Annotated in this window: 14 protein-coding genes and 1 pseudogene; 9 read left to right on the top strand and 6 right to left on the bottom strand. The window is 62.0% G+C overall.

Going from position 1 to position 18637, the window contains the following annotated elements; translation table 11 throughout:
- Positions 1–103: 103 nt before the first annotated feature.
- Both BS630_RS11160 and BS630_RS11155 read right to left on the bottom strand, forming a co-directional pair.
- A complete protein-coding gene (locus tag BS630_RS11160; RefSeq protein ID WP_077977457.1) occupies positions 104–829 on the bottom strand; it encodes a copper homeostasis protein CutC in 726 nt (241 codons plus the stop codon).
- Positions 826–2065: pseudogene (locus BS630_RS11155) on the bottom strand (LysR family transcriptional regulator). The gene BS630_RS11160 and the pseudogene BS630_RS11155 overlap by 4 nt, the downstream one beginning before the upstream one ends.
- A gap of 521 nt (positions 2066–2586) precedes the next feature.
- On the opposite strand from BS630_RS11155, the gene osmF reads away from it, so the two are divergent.
- From osmF to BS630_RS11120, 6 genes are all read left to right on the top strand, one after another.
- Positions 2587–3495, top strand: a complete 909-nt coding sequence (gene osmF / locus BS630_RS11145) for a glycine betaine ABC transporter substrate-binding protein OsmF (protein WP_077977455.1) — start codon at positions 2587–2589, stop codon at positions 3493–3495.
- Between the two features lie 90 nt (positions 3496–3585).
- Positions 3586–4752 (top strand): ABC transporter permease, encoded by a 1167-nt coding sequence (locus BS630_RS11140; protein ID WP_077977454.1) that lies wholly within the window; start codon positions 3586–3588, stop codon positions 4750–4752.
- Positions 4749–5693: an ABC transporter ATP-binding protein gene (locus BS630_RS11135; RefSeq protein ID WP_077977453.1), complete on the top strand. Its 945-nt coding sequence runs from the start codon at positions 4749–4751 to the stop codon at positions 5691–5693. The genes BS630_RS11140 and BS630_RS11135 overlap by 4 nt, the downstream gene beginning before the upstream one ends.
- A complete protein-coding gene (locus BS630_RS11130; protein ID WP_077977452.1) occupies positions 5690–6439 on the top strand; it encodes an ABC transporter permease in 750 nt (249 codons plus the stop codon). Before BS630_RS11135 ends, BS630_RS11130 begins: the two co-directional genes overlap by 4 nt.
- A 48-nt stretch (positions 6440–6487) precedes the next feature.
- A complete protein-coding gene (locus BS630_RS11125; protein WP_077977451.1) occupies positions 6488–6883 on the top strand; it encodes a VOC family protein in 396 nt (131 codons plus the stop codon).
- Positions 6884–6964: 81 nt separating this feature from the next.
- The gene (locus BS630_RS11120; RefSeq protein WP_077977450.1) at positions 6965–9421 is read left to right on the top strand and encodes a glycoside hydrolase family 2 protein; all 2457 of its coding nucleotides are present in this window, start codon (positions 6965–6967) and stop codon (positions 9419–9421) included.
- A gap of 245 nt (positions 9422–9666) precedes the next feature.
- Here BS630_RS11120 and BS630_RS11115 read toward each other — a convergent pair whose 3' ends face one another.
- Positions 9667–10059 carry a PRC-barrel domain-containing protein gene (locus BS630_RS11115; RefSeq protein WP_017958814.1) on the bottom strand — a complete coding sequence of 131 codons (393 nt, stop codon included), beginning with the start codon at positions 10057–10059 and terminating at the stop codon, positions 9667–9669.
- Positions 10060–10321: 262 nt separating this feature from the next.
- Between BS630_RS11115 and BS630_RS11110 the strand changes: the two genes are divergently transcribed.
- From BS630_RS11110 to otsA, 3 genes are all read left to right on the top strand, one after another.
- Positions 10322–12022, top strand: a complete 1701-nt coding sequence (locus tag BS630_RS11110) for a long-chain fatty acid--CoA ligase (protein WP_077977449.1) — start codon at positions 10322–10324, stop codon at positions 12020–12022.
- A 186-nt stretch (positions 12023–12208) separates the two neighbouring features.
- A complete protein-coding gene (gene pgi, locus BS630_RS11105) occupies positions 12209–13834 on the top strand; it encodes a glucose-6-phosphate isomerase (protein ID WP_077977448.1) in 1626 nt (541 codons plus the stop codon).
- 551 nt (positions 13835–14385) lie between these two features.
- Positions 14386–15792, top strand: a complete 1407-nt coding sequence (gene otsA, locus BS630_RS11100) for an alpha,alpha-trehalose-phosphate synthase (UDP-forming) (protein ID WP_077977447.1) — start codon at positions 14386–14388, stop codon at positions 15790–15792.
- 389 nt (positions 15793–16181) lie between these two features.
- On the opposite strand, the gene BS630_RS11095 is transcribed toward otsA, so the two are convergent.
- The 3 genes from BS630_RS11095 to BS630_RS11085 all read right to left on the bottom strand — a co-directional run bounded on the left by BS630_RS11095 (position 16182) and on the right by BS630_RS11085 (position 18588).
- Entirely contained in the window at positions 16182–17108 is a 927-nt protein-coding gene (locus BS630_RS11095; RefSeq protein WP_077977446.1) for a carbohydrate kinase family protein, read from the bottom strand.
- Between the two features lie 62 nt (positions 17109–17170).
- Positions 17171–17860: an orotate phosphoribosyltransferase gene (locus BS630_RS11090; protein WP_077977445.1), complete on the bottom strand. Its 690-nt coding sequence runs from the start codon at positions 17858–17860 to the stop codon at positions 17171–17173.
- 71 nt (positions 17861–17931) lie between these two features.
- Positions 17932–18588 (bottom strand): TetR/AcrR family transcriptional regulator, encoded by a 657-nt coding sequence (locus BS630_RS11085; protein ID WP_077977444.1) that lies wholly within the window; start codon positions 18586–18588, stop codon positions 17932–17934.
- Positions 18589–18637: the final 49 nt, after the last annotated feature.

Raw genomic sequence — 18637 nt, 5'->3', positions numbered from 1 at the left:
CTTTGCCTGGGTTGAGCCGCCGGTCTCAACCCGTCCTTCGGACCCCCGCTGGGGAGAAGAGGGAATCGAGATGTTGCGGCATATCCATTCTCCCGCAGTCGGGCTAACCCGCCACCTCAATCGCCCTGCGCATCTGCCGGACAATCGCGACATCCGTCTTGTTCGTGCTTCTCGCCTCGAAACCAAAAGCAACGGCGCGCGGATCGGCACTTTCGACGGGCGAGCTGCAGGAACCGTGGACCTCGCGGGCGCCGGTCGCCCGTAATATTTCACCGACATTGGCGGGGCGGATGCCGCTGCCGGGCATGATCGAAATGCGCCCGGCCGCCTTTGCCGAAATGCGCTTCAGCGTGTCGAGGCCTTCGGTGGCCTTCAATGCGCAGCCGGAGGTCAGGATGCGTTCGCAGCCGAGCTCGACCGCCTGTTCCAGCGCCTGGTCGGCATCCGGCACCAGATCGAAAGCGCGATGCAGCGTCGAACCGAGGCCTGCGGCATGCGCCTTCAAACGGCGGATCAACGGCATGTCGAGCGTGCCATCCGGCCGGTTGGCGCCGATGACCACACCGGCAAGGCCTGATGTCCGCACGGCATCGATGTCGATCATCATCGCCTCCTCATCTGCCCCGTCGAAGATGAACGGACCGGCATGTGGGCGGATCATCGCGTAGACCGGAATGGGTGCGCGGGCGGCGATCCGCATCAGGCTCGGCACCGGCGTCAGACCACCGAGTTCCAGCGCCGAGCAGAGCTCGATGCGCCCGGCGCCACCCTCGATCGCAGCGGCAAGGCCTTCGGCACTGTCGACGCACACTTCCAGCAAGATCGTCACGCTGCAGTCTCCCTAGCTCCGCCGCGGCTTAAGCCACGGCTGCGGTTTTGACGTAATTCTCGCCGCCGCCTCGATGATCATTGTGCAGGCATCGGCGGCGGCTTTGCGATGGTTGAAGGCGACGTGATAGGACATCGGCAGATGCTCGTCGAGATCGACGATACGCACCTTGTCGGCAATCGGCATGGCGCTGACCCGGCCGAGGAAGGAGACGTAACCGTGATTGGCGACGAGGTCGACGATGACAGGCAGCGAATCCGCCGCGGTGATATCCTGGCCGCGCAGGCGCCGGTCGGGCGCGCGTTCGTAGCTGAAGGCCATCGCCGCATGGCCGAGGCCGGTGCGCGGGCTCGGCATGCAGATCGGATGGCCGGCGACGAGATCGGCAACGCTGGATCCGGTACTATCCGGCGGCGCGATCACCACCATCTCGGTCTGCAGCAGTTCGCGATGCCGGAAGCTTTCCAGCCCGAAGACCGAATCCAGGATCGCGACATCGATGCGGCCGCTCTTCAGCGCCTCACGCAGATCGTCGGCAGTCATCGAGACCAGCGAGATCGCATTGTTGTTGCGGCGCATATTCCATTCCGACACGAGCGAGCCCAGGCAGCGCGCCACCCAGCTTTCCGATCCGGTCGGAATGATCGAGCCGATGCGCAGCGACCGGGCGGTGCGCCGATAACGCTCGTCGGCCGACGATTTGAGATCGTTCCACGCCTGACTAATCGCCATGAAGATCTGGTAGGCGCGCCTGCCCTCCTCCGTCAGGACCGAGCCCTGCGCCTGGCGCTCGAACAGGCGATGCCTCAGAAATTTCTCAAGATTGGCAAGCTGAAGCGAAAGCTGCGGCTGACCGAGGCGAAGGCGGCGAGCGGCCCGGTTGATGCTGCCCTGGTCGGCTACTTCGAGAAAACGCTCCATCGTGACGATCTTGACGGGAATGCGGGATGCCCAGGCCTCGTCGCTCTCGGCGGCGGCGGCGTCGTGACCGGCCCATTGGCCGAGCTCAGCGATCGCAGCCATGATTGGCTTCAGGCCTTCCAGCACCCTGCCGCTCGCAATCAGCGTCGCCAGCTCGCCGGAGGCGCGTTCCGTCAGCGTCATCGCCAGTTCGGTCTCGAGATTATGGATTGCCGTCGAGACGGTGGAGGGCGACAGCTGGAAGCGCCGCGCCGTCTCGCGGACCGAACCGGAGGTCAGGACATGGCTTGCGATGAACAGGGCACCAAGATGCAAACGGCCGCCTCCGGAAAGCGCTGGAAAAACCGGACGATATGATGTGTTCAGGAAAAAAGATATCCCTGCCTCCGGAGAGGCGGGCTATCGTTCGATCATAGAAAAATCCGGCCGGCGGGAATCCGCAATAGAGCCGGGGAATATCGTGGAGACACGCAAGGGGACAAAAACAAATCGCGCCGGCCTTGGAAAAGGGAATGCGTTTCCGCGCGCGGAGGTGCATTCGCCGCCATAATCGTGCCGCGACCGCAAATACTGGAGGGGGCTTGCATCGATTTTTCGAGCATGCACGCTATTTCCATCACGCACGCAATTCCGGCATGATGGCGGCTTCACCGCCTTCGCCGGCGGATTTCCTATGCGCAGGCCTCCCGCCCGGGGCTTGGGCCACTGCATAATTCCTTAATTCGGTATCGATTTAAGATAAAATTATGCAGCAATTCAAAGTGCTACAACGTCCTTGCACGTCCGAAAGACGTGCAGCGCTGTAGGTCAACGGTTTTTGAAAAAGGGGACTTTCCATGCTGAAGAAACTCGCACTTGCCGTTTCGCTCTCCGCCTTCGCTGCGGGTGCGGCCCATGCCGCAGACGTCGTCGTTTCGTCGAAGATCGACACGGAAGGCACGCTGCTCGGCAACGTCATCGCGCTCGCTCTCGAAGCGAACGGCATCAAGACGCAGGACCGCATCGCGCTTGGCGCGACACCCGTCGTGCGCAAGGCGATCACCGCCGGCGAAATCGATATCTATCCCGAATATACAGGCAATGCCGGCTTCTTCTTCAACAAGGCCGATGACGCCGCCTGGAAGAACATCGACCAGGGCTATGAGCTGGCGAAGAAGCTCGATTACGACGCCAACAAGATCGTCTGGCTGACACCGTCGCCTGCTAATAACACCTGGGCGCTTGCCGTGCGCAGCGATGTCGCCGGGCCGAACAACTTGAAGAGCCTCACGGACTTCGGCAAATGGGTGGCCGGCGGCGGTGCCGCCAAGCTTGCCGCCTCCGCCGAATTCGTCAATTCGGCCGGCGCGCTTCCCGCCTTCCAGACGACCTACGGCTTCCAGTTGAAGCCCGACCAGATGGTCGTGCTTTCCGGCGGCGACACGGCGGCAACGATCAAGGCGGCCGCCGACCAGACGAACGGCGTCAACACCGCCATGGTCTACGGCACCGACGGCGCGATCGAAGCGGCCGAGCTCACCGTTCTCGAAGACGACAAGAACGTCCAGCAGGTCTATGCCCCGACGCCGATCATCCGCGAAGAGGTGTTGAAGGCCAATCCGAAGATCGAGGAAGTGCTCTCGCCGATCTTCAAGAGCCTGACCGCCGACGAGTTGCGCAAGCTCAACGCCAAGATCCAGGTCGACGGTGAGCCGGCAAAGTCGGTCGCCGAAGCCTATCTCAAGGAAAAAGGCTTCCTGAAATAGTCATTGCCCGCTCCGCCCGGTTACGGGCGGAGCTTTCTTTCCTGACAGGGTTGGCTTTCCTGACAGGGTTGGCCAGACAGGGTTGATTTAATGGAAGAAACCTTAGCGGTCCGCAGGCTGGACCGGCTCGGCGTGGTTCTGGTGGCCGGCGGCATCGCGGCAACAGCACTGATGCCCTTCATCTACGTGAAGGCAAATCGCATCGCCGCCGGCAAGCCGATGCTGCTGATGCAGCTACTTCCCCAGCTTTCCGTCATCATCCTGACCGTGCTTCTCCTTCTCACCGCCTTCGCCACGCTGTTCCTACGTCATGCCGTCACGCGGCTTGTCATCGCCACACTCTGCCTTGCGGCGCTGATCGTTGCAATCGGCCTCGTCTCGACCGCGGCAACGCCGCCCGGCAGCACGGTAGCGCGCATGACGCCCGGCGGCGGCTTCTGGGTGCTGTTTGCCGTGATCGGCCTCGTCATATCCGATGCGCTGGTGAAGATCCGCCTGGCGCCCTGGATGCGGGTCGCAGCCCTTGCAGCCTATACGGCGCTGCTCTTCATCTCGCTTTCCTCCGGCCTGCTCGACAGCCTTTCGATCATGAAGGAATTTTCGACACGGGCCCCGCAGTTCGAGACCGAAGCGATCTCGCATCTGCTCTTGGCGTTCGGCTCGCTTGCCATCGCCATTATTCTCGGCCTGCCGCTCGGCATCCTCTGCTTCTGGGTGCCGAAGCTGCGGGCCATCGTGCTGCAGGGGCTGAGCCTCATCCAGACGATCCCCAGTCTGGCACTCTTCGGCCTGTTGATGCTGCCGCTCGGCTACCTCGCCACCCATGTGCCGCTCGCCGCCGCGATCGGCATTCGCGGCATCGGCACGGCGCCTGCCTTGATTGCGCTGGTGCTCTATTCGCTGCTGCCGATCGTCGCCAACACTGTCGTCGGCCTGCAGGGCGTCGATCCCTCGGTGCGGGACGCCGCGGCCGGCATGGGGCTGACACGCTGGCAGATCCTGACCCGCATCGACATGCCGCTCGCCTTTCCCGTCATCCTCACCGGCATCCGCATCGTGCTGGTGCAGGCGATCGGCATGGTGACGATCGCCGCATTGATCGGCGGCGGCGGCTTCGGCATCTTCATCTTCCAGGGGCTCGGCCAGACGGCCATGGACCTCGTCCTGCTCGGCGCCGTGCCGACCGTCTTCTTCGCCTTCTCATCGGCCGTCATCCTCGATGCGGTCATCGAAAGCATCCGGGGATCTGCCGCATGACCATGATCGAGATCAGGAACATCACAAAGCGCTATGGCGCCGCCACCGTCGTCGACGATGTTTCGATGCGTGTCGAGAAGGGCGAGATCACCGTCATCGTCGGCACGTCGGGCTCCGGCAAATCGACGCTGATGCGGATGATCAACCGGCTGGTGCCGATCACCGAAGGCGAAATCTTCGTCGGCGGGCAGAATGTGATGGACGTTGACGTGACCGAGCTTCGCCGCAAGATCGGCTATGCGATCCAGGGGCACGGCCTGTTTCCGCACCGGACCGTGGCGCAGAATATCGCCACCGTGCCGCAGCTTCTCGATTGGGATTCCGCCCGCATCGCCAAGCGGGTCGAGGAACTGCTCGGGCTTTTCAACCTCGATCCGGCAAGCTTTGCCGACAAATATCCGCATCAGCTCTCCGGCGGCCAGCAGCAGCGCGTCGGCGTCGCCCGAGCGCTGGCGGCCGAACCGGAACTGCTGTTGATGGACGAACCCTTCGGCGCCCTCGATCCCGTCATCCGCGGCAAGGCGCAAGACGATCTGCTGGCGATTCAGAAGCAGTTCGGCACGACTGTCATCCTCGTCACCCATGACATGGATGAGGCCTTCCATCTCGGCAACCAGATCGCGGTGATGAGCGAGGGCAGATTGCTGCAATGCTCGACGCCGGAAAAGATCCTCACCGAACCCGCCGATCCCTTCGTGCAGCAATTGACCGGCACCTCCGACCGGGCGCTGAAGCTGATGTCGCTGCTGCCGCTGAAGGAAAGCATGGAGCCGGCCAAGAACGGTCTCGCCTATGCCCTGCCGCAGTCGCTCAGTCTCCGCGACGCGCTGGCCGAAATGATCTGGCAGGGGGTCGACGAGGCGGCGGTGCAGGATGCGCAAAAGGCGGCAGTGGGATCGATCTCGATGACGCGGCTGCTCGAACTGGGCCGCAAGGCATGAAGCTCGTCGTCGCCAATCTCTTCCGCCTGGCGGCGCTGGCCCTGCTGCTCATCCTGCTGTTCAGGACGGAGTGGCTCTCCTTCCTGCTGGTTCCGCTGACCAGCAACAATGCGCCTGCCGTTTATACGCAGAACAGCCTGGCCTCGCTGGCCGCCGGCCATCTGCAGCTGGTGATCGGCTCGATCGTCTGCAGCGCCGTCCTCGCCGTTATCGGCGGCATCTTCGTGACGCGGGAAAGCGGGGCTGACTTCCTGCCGCTGTCGCGCGCCATCGCCAATGCGGGGCAGACCTTTCCGCCGGTCGCGGTGCTGGCGCTCGCCGTTCCCGCCACGGGTTTCGGCGCCATGCCGACGCTGATCGCCCTCTTTCTCTACGGCCTGCTGCCGATCTTCGAAAACACAGTTGCCGGCTTGAAGCAGGTTTCGCCGCAGGTGCTCGATGCCGCCGACGGCATGGGCATGAACGGCACGCAGCGGCTGTGGCGCGTCGAGCTGCCGCTTGCCCTGCCGCTGATCCTCGAGGGGCTGAAGGTTGCGACCGTGATCAATATCGGCACGGCGACAATCGGCTCGACGGTTGCGGCAAAGGGCCTCGGCGAGGTCATCATCGCCGGGCTGATTTCCGACAACACCGCCTTCATCCTGCAGGGCGGACTGATCGTCGGCCTGATGGCAGTGCTGATCTATGACGCCATGGGCTTGATCGAAGGAGCGATTACCCGAAGAATCGGCTTGCGCGCGGCGTAAGAGGACGGGTACCAAGACTGCGGCGCTGTAGGGCAATGGGAGGCAGACTTGGCGAAGATGATCCACTCCATGATCCGCGTTCTCGATGAGGGGCGCTCCGTCGAATTCTACGAGAGGGCATTCGGCCTTTCGGTCGCCGACCGCGTCGATTTCGAAACCTTCACGCTGATTTACATGAGCAATGCCGAGACCGGCTTCGAGCTGGAACTGACCGTCAACAAGGGCCGGACCGCGCCCTACGATCAGGGCAATGCCTATGGCCATCTCGCCGTCTCCGTCGAAGAGGTGGCGGTCGAGCGCGAGCGGCTGTCAAAGCTCGGGCTCAAGCCCGGTGAACTGGTGGAGCTCAACCGCGACGGCAAGCTCTTCGGCCTGTTCTTCTTCATCAGCGATCCGGATGGCTACAAGATCGAGGTGCTGCAGCGCCACGGCCGGTTTCTCTGAGGCATCTCATGCCGAACCACCGGTACGTTCCAATCCATAGATAATCCCTCAGCTTCAAGCGGCATGCATCAGGAGCCCGCCATGATCGAAAAGACTGCGCTCAATTCCGGCTGGACGCTCTCCTGTAACGATACAGCAAGGCCCGGCCTGCCGGCTGCAATACCCGCGACGGTGCCGGGCTGCGTGCATCTCGACCTTGTCGCCAACCGGCTGATCCCCGATCCCTATATTGACGTCAACGAGATCACCAATGACTGGATCGGCAAGACCGACTGGACCTATCGCTGCAGTTTCGAGGCGGTGCCTGACTATGCCAGGGTGCAGGAACTGGTCTTCGACGGGCTCGATACGGTCGCGGTGATATCCCTCAACGGCGAAGAGATCGGCCGCACCTTCAACATGCACCGTACCTATCGTTTCGATGTTTCCCGGCTCCTGAAGGCTGGCCAGAACGAACTCACGGTCACCTTCCGCTCCGCCTACGCCTATGGCGCGGAGATGGAAAAACATTACGGCTACCGTCCCAACAACTATCCGGGACCGGGCAATCTGATGCGCAAGATGGCCTGCAATTTCGGCTGGGACTGGGGGCCGACGCTGGTGACGGCTGGCCTCTGGAAGCCCATCCGGCTGGAAAGCTGGCACCGGGCGCGGCTTGCCGAAACCAGGGTGTCGGCAACACTTGTCGGCGGCGACGGCTTGGTGAAGGTCCATGCCCGGTTGGCGCGGCAGGGCGACAAGACGCCGTTGAGGCTCGTCGCCGCAATCGGCGGCGTGACCATGACGGTGGCGATTGGGCCTGACGAAGACGCGGTTTCCTTCGAGCTTGCCCTCCCCTCGCCGCAGCTGTGGTGGCCGCACCATCTCGGCGCCCAGCCGCTCTACCCGATGACGCTGAGGCTGGTCGACGAGGCCAGCGACGATCTGCTCGACAGCTATCAGCGCGAACTCGGCTTTCGCTCGCTGCGGCTCGATACCGCAGCCGACGAGCATGGCTCGGCCTTTACCTTCGTCATCAACGACGTACCGCTCTTCATCTGCGGGGCGAACTGGATTCCTGACGATTGTTTTCCCCCGCGGGTCACGGCCGAGCGCTACGCCGCGCGGATCGAGGAGGCAAAGGCAGCCAATATCCACATGCTGCGCGTCTGGGGCGGCGGCATCTTCGAGGCCGACGAATTCTATGAGGCCTGCGACCGCGCCGGCATGCTGGTCTGGCAGGATTTCCTCTTTGCCTGCGCCGCCTATCCGGAGGAGGAGCCGCTCAGAAGCGAGATCGAGGCGGAGGTGCGCGACAATGTCGTGCGACTGATGCCACATGCCTCGCTCGTCCTCTGGAACGGCAATAACGAGAACATCTGGGGCTTCGACGAATGGGGCTGGCGGCCGATCATCAAGGCGGGCGAAAGCTGGGGGCTCGGCTATTATCTCGACCTGCTGCCGAAACTCTGCGCCGAACTCGATCCGGACCGGCCCTATTATCCCGGAAGTCCCTATTCCGGCTCGATGGAGATCGAACCCAACGCAGACGCACATGGCTGCAAACATATCTGGGACGTGTGGAACGATGTCGGCTACGAGGTCTACCGCAATTATATCCCGCGCTTCTGCTCCGAATTCGGCTGGCAGGCGCCGGCGGCATGGCCGACGATCGAAGAAAGCGTGCACGACGCGCCGCTGACGCCACAATCGAACGGCGTCTTCCACCATCAGAAGGCGACAGAGGGCAATGACAAGCTGATCCGCGGCCTGTCCGGCCATCTGCCGGAGCCGAGGACGATGGACGACTGGCACTTCGCCACCCAGCTCAACCAGGCACGCGCCATCCGTTTCGGCGTCGAGCACATGCGCTCGCATCGCAGTATCTGCAAGGGTGCTGTCGTCTGGCAGTTCAACGATTGCTGGCCGGTGACCTCCTGGGCGGCCCTCGATTCCGCCGGACGCCGCAAGCCGCTCTGGTATGCGCTGAAGGCAGCCTATGATCCGCGCCTGCTGACGATCCAGCCGCGCGACGGCGGACTTGCGGCGGTGGCCGTCAATGAACGAACGCTGTTCTGGCGGGCGAAGATCAGCGGCAAACGCCTGAAGCTCGACGGCACCGTGCTTGCCGAATTCGAATTCTGGCGCCTGCTCTGCGATCGTTTCGAGGCAAAGGAATTTCCGCTGCCCGAGGAGATCGTCACTCCAGGCTTACCGAAGGACGAGGTCATCGTCGTGCAAATGCTGGACAGGCGCGCCTTCCACTATTTCGTCGAGGATATCGGGCTCAACCTTCAGGCGCCACGGCTGACTGTCGATGTGGTCGGGATCGACGGCGGGTATGCGGTCAAGGTGACGGCGCAAAACTTCCTCAAGGATCTCTGCCTGATGGCCGACCGGCTGGATCCGGAGGCCGTTGTCGACACGATGCTGGTGACGCTGCTGCCGGGCGAGAGCCATGTGTTTATTGTGAGGACGGCAAGAGCGATTGAAACAGGTGACATTACTGTCGGCACCGTGCTGCGATCGGCCAATGATCTTGTTGTCGGTTCGCGCTAGTGGCTGCCCCTCACCCTAACCCTCTCCCCGTAAAAACGGGGAGAGGGGACGTGCCCTGCGAGAGGCTGAGGGAACGGAGAGGCCGCGGCATACCCCCTTCGCCCCGCGAGCGGGGAGAAGGTGGCGGCAGCCGGATGAGGGGCAACCATTGGCGCGAACCAACAATAGGCAGCCATCGACACGAACCTAACACCAAAAAGGCCCCGCATCCGCGGGGCCCTTCCAGCTCGGCCTATCGGACGACGTTACATCCAGTAGGGCGGCACGCCGTAGTAATCATAGACCCGGCGGCCATTGTCGTTGTACCAGGTGTCGTCATCGTCCGAATAGCTCGGAGCGCCTTCGATCTGCTCCTTGGTCAGGTCGATGCGATAGCCGTCCAGCTGGGTGTCGTAGTTCAGCTTTTCCCAGGGAAGCGGATAGTGATCGTGACCGATGCCCAGGAAGCCGCCGAAGCTCAGCACGGCATAGGCGACGCGGCCGTCGCGCTTTCCGATGATCAGGCGTTCGATCGAGCCGATATGCCTGCCATCCGGACCATAGACGCGGGTGCCCTCGACGCGGTCGCTGGCGATCAGCGAATGCGTGTCCTTGACATTGGGGTCACGGCGGGTGGCGTCAGTATCCTCGTTCAACATTTGTGCACCTTCTTTTGGTGTTTCCTCATGATGGGTATGCAAGATCAACGTCATGGCGGACTCAAAGTTCCCATCCTTCCACGACCTCGCAACGGGCGAATGTTGACGTTTACGTCAAGGTTAGTATAGCTTCATTCGGCTTGAACCGTTCAGGCAATGGCATAAGCTGCTGGACTGGAAGATGGAGGACTCTTCCAGTCAATTGTGGGCCAGCCGATCACCGGCGCGGCCGGCGCGGCGGCCGCAAGGGAGAGAGGATACGATGAACAGCATTTCCGTCCATCCGAACGGAGCCAAGCCCGGCAAGCCCTGGCTTGCCGCCTATCCCGATATCGTTCCGGCAGAGATTCCGCCGCTGGAATATGCCTCGCTTACAGAACTGCTCGAAAAATCCTGCGCCCGTTACGCCGACCGGACCGCCTTTTCCAGCATGGGCAAGGCGATGCGCTATCGCGAGCTGGAGAGCCAGACGCGCAAACTCGCCGCCTGGCTGCAAAGCATCGGCCTTCAAAAGGGCGACCGCGTCGCCGTGATGATGCCGAACGTGCTGCAGAACCCGATCGCGACCTATGCCATCTTGCGCGCCGGCCTCGTGGTGGTGAACGTCAACCCGCTCTATACGCCGCGCGAGCTCGAACACCAGTTGCGGGATTCCGGCGCCAAGGCGATTTTCGTGCTGGAGAATTTTGCCCGCACGGTGGAGCAGGTCCTCAACAAGACCGATCTGCGCCACGTCGTCGTCACCTCGCTCGGGGAAATGCTGGGGCCGAAGGGGCTGATCGTCAATTTCGTCGTGCGCAAGGTGAAAAAGCTCGTTCCCTCCTGGTCGATCCCTCAGCACAAAGGCTTCGGCCAGGTGCTGCGTGAAGGTGCGGGAAAAAAGCTCCAGCCCGTCACGCTGACGGGCAGCGATATCGCCTTCCTGCAATATACCGGCGGCACGACGGGCGTTGCCAAGGGCGCGGTGCTGACGCATCAGAACCTGCTTGCCAACAAGGCGCAGCTGTCGCTCTGGCTTCGATCGGCCTTCGAGCGCAAGAAAGAGCCGGAGGTGCTAAATTTTTTCTGCGCCCTGCCGCTCTACCACATCTTCGCGCTGACGGTGAATTCGCTGATGGGCATGTCGCTTGGCGCCCACAATATCCTGATCGCCAATCCGCGCGACATTCCCGGTCTCGTCAAGGAATTCGAAAAATCGAAGGTGCATATCTTCCCCGGCCTCAACACGCTGTTCAATGCGCTGATGAACAATGCCGATTTTGCCAAGCTCGACTTCTCCTCGCTGATCATGTCGCTGGGTGGCGGCATGGCCGTCCAGCGCCCGGTCGCCGAACGCTGGCTGAAGATGACGGGCACGGCAGTGACGGAAGGCTACGGCCTTTCCGAGACATCGCCTGTTGCCACTGCCAACCGCTTCGATTCGCCTGAGTTCACCGGCACGATCGGTCTGCCGCTTCCCTCCACCGACCTCGACATCCGCGACGAGGCAGGCAATTCGCTGCCGCTCGGCGACGTCGGCGAGATCTGCATCCGCGGGCCGCAGGTGATGGCCGGCTATTGGCAGAAGCCGGAAGAGACGGCGCGGGCGATGACCGACGACGGCTACTTCCGCACGGGCGACATGGGTTTCATGGACGAACGCGGCTACACCAAGATCGTCGACCGCAAGAAGGACATGATCCTGGTCTCGGGCTTCAATGTCTATCCGAACGAGATAGAGGAAGTCGCCGCCATGCATGCCGGCATCCTCGAAGCCGCGGCCATCGGCGTGCCGGACGGACATTCGGGCGAGGCGGTGAAGCTCTTCGTGGTCAGGAAGGATCCGAACCTGACGGAAGCCGAGGTGAAGGCCCATTGCATCGCCAACCTCACCAACTACAAACGCCCGCGCTTCATCGAATTCCGCACCGAGCTGCCGAAGTCGCCGGTCGGCAAGATTCTGCGCAAGGACCTGCGCGGCTGAATTTGACGAATTCAAAGTGTTACAGCGTCCTTTGCGCGTCTTTCGGAAGCGCGGCGCTGTCATGAAATTGACAGCCATCCGCTCGCCGCGGGTGGCTTTTTTCTATTTCGGCTGGTGGCTGAACTTGATTTGCGGGTGAGAAAGCGAATAGTTTCCGCAACCTTTCCGCCTCCAAAGGAGCCTCCCATGAACGCGATCGTCGAACAGCTGAAAAGCACCGCTGATGCCACCAAGGCAATTGATATCCGTGCCGCCTTCGCCGCCGATTCGCAGCGCTTTTCGCGCTTTTCCGTCGCGCTTGACGACCTGCTGATGGATTTTTCCAAGACCGCGGTGAATGACGACATCCTCAAGCTCCTGGTAAAGCTCGCCGAAGAAGGCGGTGTCGAAAAGAAGCGCGAGGAAATGTTCTCCGGCAAGGCGATCAACTTCACCGAGGATCGCGCCGTTCTGCACACCGCATTGCGCAACCGTTCCAACACGCCGGTTCTGGTCGACGGCAAGGACGTCATGCCCGACGTCAATGCAGTGCTTGCCGCCATGGGCAAGTTTGCCGACGACGTCCGCTCCGGCACGCTGAAGGGTGTGACCGGCAAGGCGATCACTGATGTCATCAATATCGGCATCGGCGGCTCGGACCTTGGCCCTGTCATGGCAACGCTGGCGCTTGCCCCCTTCCATGACGGTCCGCGCGCGCATTTCGTCTCCAACATCGACGGCGCCCATATCGCCGACATCCTGAAGCTGGTACAGCCGGAAACGACGCTGTTCATCGTTGCCTCGAAGACCTTCACCACCGTCGAGACGATGACCAATGCGCAGACGGCGCGCAACTTCATCGCCAGGGCGCTCGGCGAAGCCGCCGTGCAGCACCACTTCGCCGCCGTCTCGACGGCGCTCGACAAGGTCGCCGCCTTCGGCATCGACAGCGCCCGCGTCTTCGGCTTCTGGGACTGGGTCGGCGGCCGTTACTCGATCTGGTCGGCGATCGGCCTGCCGCTGATGATCGCCGTCGGGCCTGAGAATTTCGGCAGATTCCTCGACGGCGCCCATGCCGTCGACAATCATTTCCGTAAGGCGCCGATTACCGAGAACCTGCCGATGCTGCTCGGTCTGATCGGCTTCTACCATCGCAACGTGCTCGGCTACCCCACCCGCGCCATCCTGCCCTACGACCAGCGCCTGTCGCGCTTCCCGGCCTATCTGCAGCAGCTCGACATGGAATCGAACGGCAAGGGCGTCACCATCGACGGCACGCCGGTCGAAGGCAATTCCGGCCCGGTCGTCTGGGGCGAACCCGGCACCAACGGCCAGCACGCCTTCTACCAGCTCATCCATCAGGGCACGAGCATCATCCCGGCCGAGTTCATGATCGCCGCCAACGCCTTCGAGCCGGAACTGCGGCACCAGCACCAGTTGCTGATCTCGAACGTTCTCGCCCAGTCGGAAGCGCTGATGAAGGGGCGCACCTTCGCAGAAGCCAAGAAGCAGCTGACTGACAAGGGTATGGACGACAAAAAGGCCGATTTCATCGCGCCGCACCGCGTCTTTACCGGCAACCGCCCATCGATCACCTTCGTCTACGACAAGCTGACGCCTTATGCGCTCGGCCGCCTGATCGCGCTTTACGAACATCGCGTCTTCGTCGAAGGCGTGCTCTTCCGTATCAACTCCTTCGACCAGTGGGGAGTCGAGCTCGGCAAGGAACTGGCGACGGGCCTGCTGCCGGTCGTCGAAGGCAAGGAAAGTGCGGCATCGCACGACTCCTCGACGCAGGGCCTGGTTGCGGCGTTGGCGAAGCTTGCGAAGTAAGCGATCGAGATTGCCCCTCACCCTAGCCCTCTCCCCCTTCTGACGGGGAGAGGGGACGTGCCCTGCGAAAGGCGAGTGAGGAACGGAGAGGTCACGGCATATTCCCTCCTCCCCGTCAGGACGGGGAGAAGGTGCCGGCAGGCGGATGAGGGGCTGACGCTGGCTCCAACCTTACAAACCAATCTCACGCGCCAGGGCGGATTGGCGACAACATCGACATTGCCGCCGCAATGGCGAACTGATAGCGGTCGGCCTGGTGCATCCCTGTTGATGGGGCCTATGGTGCGAAACCGGATTGAACGTTCTTCTAATGGAAAATTTTAGAAATAATTCTTTCAATCCGCCGCAATCGCCCTAGATTCAAGCAAAATCTGTGCGGAAAATGCTCCGATCGTTGTTCTTGTTGGCATCTGCACCGGGCCGCTCGCGTCCGGGTCGGCTCTGTCGATGTCGGCGCCTTCACCGCATGGGGTCCCTGCCCAAGTTCGGGAGATGCCTCAAAACGCTCGTCACACAGCGTTTTCATGGCCCATCTTCACCAAAGGAAGCTCATGAGCCGTCTTGTTGTCGTTTCCAATCGTGTTCCCATGCCAGCCAAAGATGGGAGCGCCGCTGCCGGCGGCCTGGCCGTCGCGCTGCAGGCAGCCCTGCAGGAACGTGGCGGCATCTGGATGGGATGGTCGGGAGAATCGAGCGGGGACAGGGAACCTGGCCCGTTGTCGCAACTGCAGAAGGGCAACATCACCTATGCGCTGACCGATCTCACCGACACCGACGTCGAGGAGTATTATCGCGGCTTCGCAAACCGCGTTCTCTGGCCCATCTGCCATTATCGCCTGGACCTCGCCGAATATGGCCGTAAGGAAATGGCCGGCTATTTCCGCGTCAACCGCTTCTTCGCACACAGGTTGGCGCCGATGATCGAGCCGGACGACATCATCTGGGTTCATGATTACCACCTCATTCCGCTGGCGGCCGAACTCCGCCAAATGGGGCTGAAGAACCGGATCGGCTTCTTCCTGCACATTCCCTGGCCGCCGGCCGACATTCTGGTCACGATGCCCGTCCACGAGGAAATCATGCGCGGGCTCTCGCATTACGATCTCGTCGGCTTCCAGACCGATTACGACCTCCAGAACTTTGCCGGCTATCTCAGAAGGGAGGGAATTGGCGACGACCTCGGAAATGGATTGTTCGATTCCCATGGGCGGATATTCAAGGCCGGCGCCTATCCGATCGGGATCGAAACTGCTGGTTTCGCCGAGTTCGCCGAGAGAGCCGCAAACAATATCATGGTACAGAAGACCCGGCGCAGCGTTGAAGGCCGGGACATGATCATCGGGGTCGACCGCCTCGATTATTCGAAGGGCATCATTCAACGGCTGGAAGCGTTCGAAACCTTCCTCACCAGCAATCCTGCCTACCAGAACAAGGTCACCTATCTGCAGGTCACGCCGAAATCGCGATCGGAAGTTCCCGAATACGAGCATATGCAGAAGATGGTCGCCGAACAGGCAGGCCGCGTCAACGGCGCCATCGGAACGGTCGACTGGGTGCCGATCCGCTATGTCAACCGATCGATCAGCCGCAACGTGCTTGCCGGCCTCTACCGGCTGGCGACGATCGGGCTGGTCACGCCATTGCGCGACGGCATGAATCTCGTCGCCAAGGAATATGTCGCCGCCCAGGATCCCGATCGCCCGGGCGTATTGGTGCTATCGCGCTTCGCCGGCGCGGCTCGCGAGTTGAAGGGTGCGCTGCTGGTCAATCCTTACGATGTCGAAGGCACTGCCAATGCCATCGCCAAGGGCCTTGCCATGTCGCTGGGGGAGCGCCGCGACCGGTGGAGCATGATGATGGAGCATCTGCTGTCTCACGACGTCTCACTTTGGTGCGAAAACTTCTTGGGGGACTTGGTACTTACTCCCGAGCTTCGACCGGAGCGTGACCCCGGATAGTCTCCTGATCGATCGGCATCGACCCGGCCTCGCGCATCTGACCCCTCGGGCCGACCCGTCTTTCGGATTCCCGAGGAGAGAAGAGGGAATCGAGACGTTGCCGCGTATCTCTTCTCCCCTCGGGGAGAAGGTGCCGGCAGGCGGATGAGGGGGCCGCACGGCACAATCCCTCATCCAAAACCCATCCCGAAATGCCATGTCCCAACGCCCTGAACACGGTCGGACGTTTCCAGCGCGGCCGAACCCCGCAGGAGCGTTGTTAAGACCGGCTTCGCCGGCCCCCTCATCCGCCCTACGGGCACCTTTGCAGGGGTTGAGCCATCGGTCTCAACCCGTCCTTCGGACCCCCGCTGGGGAGAAGGGGAAATCGAGAGGTTGCGGCTTAAGCCTTAAAGCCCAATCTCGCGCGCCCAGGGTGGGTTGGCGCCGGCGCGGGAGACGGTGACGGCGGCGGCTTTGGCGCCGAGGGTCAGGGCGTTGCGCAGCGCCTGCTCATCCAGTGAGGCGACTTGTCGCTTGGTCAGCAGATTGTCCATCTTCAGCGACGCCAGGATGCCGGCATCGAAAGTGTCGCCGGCGCCGACCGTGTCGACGACGGTGACGCGTTCGCTCAGTACCGTCACCTTGCGCTCCTCGGTATAACCGGAAGCGCCTTCTGCGCCCTTGGTGATGACGACGAGCTTGGCGCCGTGGTTCAGCCAATGGGCGGCGAGCGCATCATGGTCGCCCTGCAGGCCGAACCATTCGAGATCCTCGTCGGAGAATTTTACGATGTCGGCTTTCGCAGCCATGCGCTTGATGCGGGCCATATGCGACGGCTTGTCCTTGATGAAACCGGGACGGATATTCGGATCGAGCGAGATGACGCGGTGAGCTGCTTCGCGGTCGAGCAGGGCTTCGTAGGTCTCGCCGCAGGGGCTGGGGATCAGGCTGATCGCGCCGAAATGCAGCGCTTCGCAATCATCGCCGAGATCCGGCAGGTCGGCCGTGGTGATCATCCGGCCGGCGGTGCCTTCGTCGTAGAAGGCATAGGTCGCCTGGCCGTTCACCAGCTTAACGAAGGCGATGGTCGAGGGACGTGGGGTGATGGCGCATGGGCTGTAATCGACATTGCTCGCCTTCAGCGTCTCCAACAGGATTTCGCCCATCATGTCATCGGCAATGCCGGTGAAAAAGGCGGTGGGGATGCCGAGCCGGCCGAGCGCGATCGCGGTGTTGAAGATCGCGCCGCCGGCATAGGGCGCAAAGCCCTTTTCGCCGAAGGTCGTCTCCCTCGGCAGCATGTCGATCAAGGCTTCGCCGCAGCACAAAATCATCGTATTCCTCCCAACAGGACTTGCACGTTCATCAACTGATTAAGCGAGCTTTTGTCAACCGGCTAGAGCGAAAGCTCACTAACCCCACCATTTCTTCCCGACCAGGCCAGCGGCGCATCGAGGAAGGCCTCGACTTCCGACAGCGTCGTGTCGTCGAAGAGCTTCTGCTCCCTGGCGACGGCCAGAACATTACGCCAGGTGGCGATGTGATGCAGCCTGACCTTGCCATCGGCAAAGCGCTCCTCGCCAAATATGCCGTAGAAGAAAAGCGCGATGCCGTGATCGACGATGCCGCCGGCGGCACGGATGGCATCGATGAACTTAAACATGCTGCCGCCTGCTGTCGTCAGGTCTTCGATTACCAGCACCCTCGACCCTTCCGGCATGTTGCCTTCGATCTGGGCATTGCGTCCGTGACCCTTCGGCTGCTTGCGGACATAGACCATCGGCAGGCCGAGGCGGTCGGCCAGCAGGGCGGCGAAGGGAATGCCGGCAGTCTCGCCGCCGGCGATGCAATCGAACTGCTCGAAGCCGGCATCGCGCAGCAGGGTGCTGGCGGCGAAATCCATCACCGTTGAGCGGATGCGCGGGAAGGAGAGCAGCTTGCGGCAATCGATATAAACCGGGCTCGCCATGCCGGAGGAGAGTTTATAGGGCTGAGCGGCATTGAAATGGACCGCCTTGATCTCCCAGAGCATCTTGGCCAGCAATTCGGCCATCACGTCGCGGTCGGGAAATGTGGTCTGGATCATGCGGCTCTCCTTCGGCTTGGATCCCTGCGGGAATAGCAGCAAGAGCCCGCCGTTTCCAGACGAAAGGCGGGCTATTGCTGCAGCAGGCGGCCGATATCAACGATCTGCATCTTCTTGAACAGGGCGATCGCCTGGGCGCCCTCCTCCGCACCCAGCGAAACGGCATAACGCACGGCGGCGGCCAGCAACTGCATCGTCAGCCGCGCGATCGCGAGCAGTTCCTTCCGGTCGCGATCCGGCCATAGGCGGATAAGGACCGCGAGAAATGCCCGGGCATGGAATTCCATGTCCTCGGCATCGACCTGTTGCAGCAGCTTGTCGGTATGCGTCGCATGCCAGATGTCGCGCATGACGGGCTCGCGGCGGAAGAAGGCGTAATATTCGTCGACGATATTGGCGAGTGCGCCCTGCAGGGCCGCAGCGTCGGTCACCTTCGCCAGTTCCTCTTCGACGCACCGCCTGCCCACTTCGTTGAAGCGCTCAGCCAATGTGCGGATGATTGAGGTCTTGTCCGGGAAATATTGGTAGAGGGCGCCGAAGGAGAGACCGGCTTTCTCGACAATCTCGCTCATCTTCAGGCCGTCGCTGCCATGGCTCTCGATCAACTGCGAGGCAACGGCGAGGATCTTTTCGAAGCGCTCGCGGCCGCGCTGCTGGCTGGGGATGCGGCGCAGCTGGCCGGTAGACTCCTGCTGACGCCTGCGCGTCGCGACCGGCTGTTCCGACATGCTTTCTCCTTTTCCACGTTGACAAACAAAATAAGAGACATTATCTCAT

Source organism: Rhizobium laguerreae (assembly GCF_002008165.1).
Taxonomy (GTDB): domain Bacteria; phylum Pseudomonadota; class Alphaproteobacteria; order Rhizobiales; family Rhizobiaceae; genus Rhizobium; species Rhizobium laguerreae.
The sequence above is the reverse complement of the archived record's forward strand: the minus strand, read 5'-3'. Positions and strand labels throughout refer to the sequence as shown.

Bases quoted from the DNA above. Each gene is read 5' to 3' on its own strand.
- BS630_RS11110 (WP_077977449.1), top strand. From the start codon at position 10,322: ATGAACAGCATTTCCGTCCATCCGAACGGAGCCAAGCCCGGCAAGCCC.
- BS630_RS11135 (WP_077977453.1), top strand. From the start codon at position 4,749: ATGACCATGATCGAGATCAGGAACATCACAAAGCGCTATGGCGCCGCC.
- BS630_RS11140 (WP_077977454.1), top strand. From the start codon at position 3,586: ATGGAAGAAACCTTAGCGGTCCGCAGGCTGGACCGGCTCGGCGTGGTT.
- otsA (WP_077977447.1), top strand. From the start codon at position 14,386: ATGAGCCGTCTTGTTGTCGTTTCCAATCGTGTTCCCATGCCAGCCAAA.
- pgi (WP_077977448.1), top strand. From the start codon at position 12,209: ATGAACGCGATCGTCGAACAGCTGAAAAGCACCGCTGATGCCACCAAG.
- osmF (WP_077977455.1), top strand. From the start codon at position 2,587: ATGCTGAAGAAACTCGCACTTGCCGTTTCGCTCTCCGCCTTCGCTGCG.
- BS630_RS11085 (WP_077977444.1), bottom strand. From the start codon at position 18,588: ATGTCGGAACAGCCGGTCGCGACGCGCAGGCGTCAGCAGGAGTCTACC.
- BS630_RS11120 (WP_077977450.1), top strand. From the start codon at position 6,965: ATGATCGAAAAGACTGCGCTCAATTCCGGCTGGACGCTCTCCTGTAAC.
- BS630_RS11090 (WP_077977445.1), bottom strand. From the start codon at position 17,860: ATGATCCAGACCACATTTCCCGACCGCGACGTGATGGCCGAATTGCTG.
- BS630_RS11130 (WP_077977452.1), top strand. From the start codon at position 5,690: ATGAAGCTCGTCGTCGCCAATCTCTTCCGCCTGGCGGCGCTGGCCCTG.
- BS630_RS11095 (WP_077977446.1), bottom strand. From the start codon at position 17,108: ATGATTTTGTGCTGCGGCGAAGCCTTGATCGACATGCTGCCGAGGGAG.
- BS630_RS11115 (WP_017958814.1), bottom strand. From the start codon at position 10,059: ATGTTGAACGAGGATACTGACGCCACCCGCCGTGACCCCAATGTCAAG.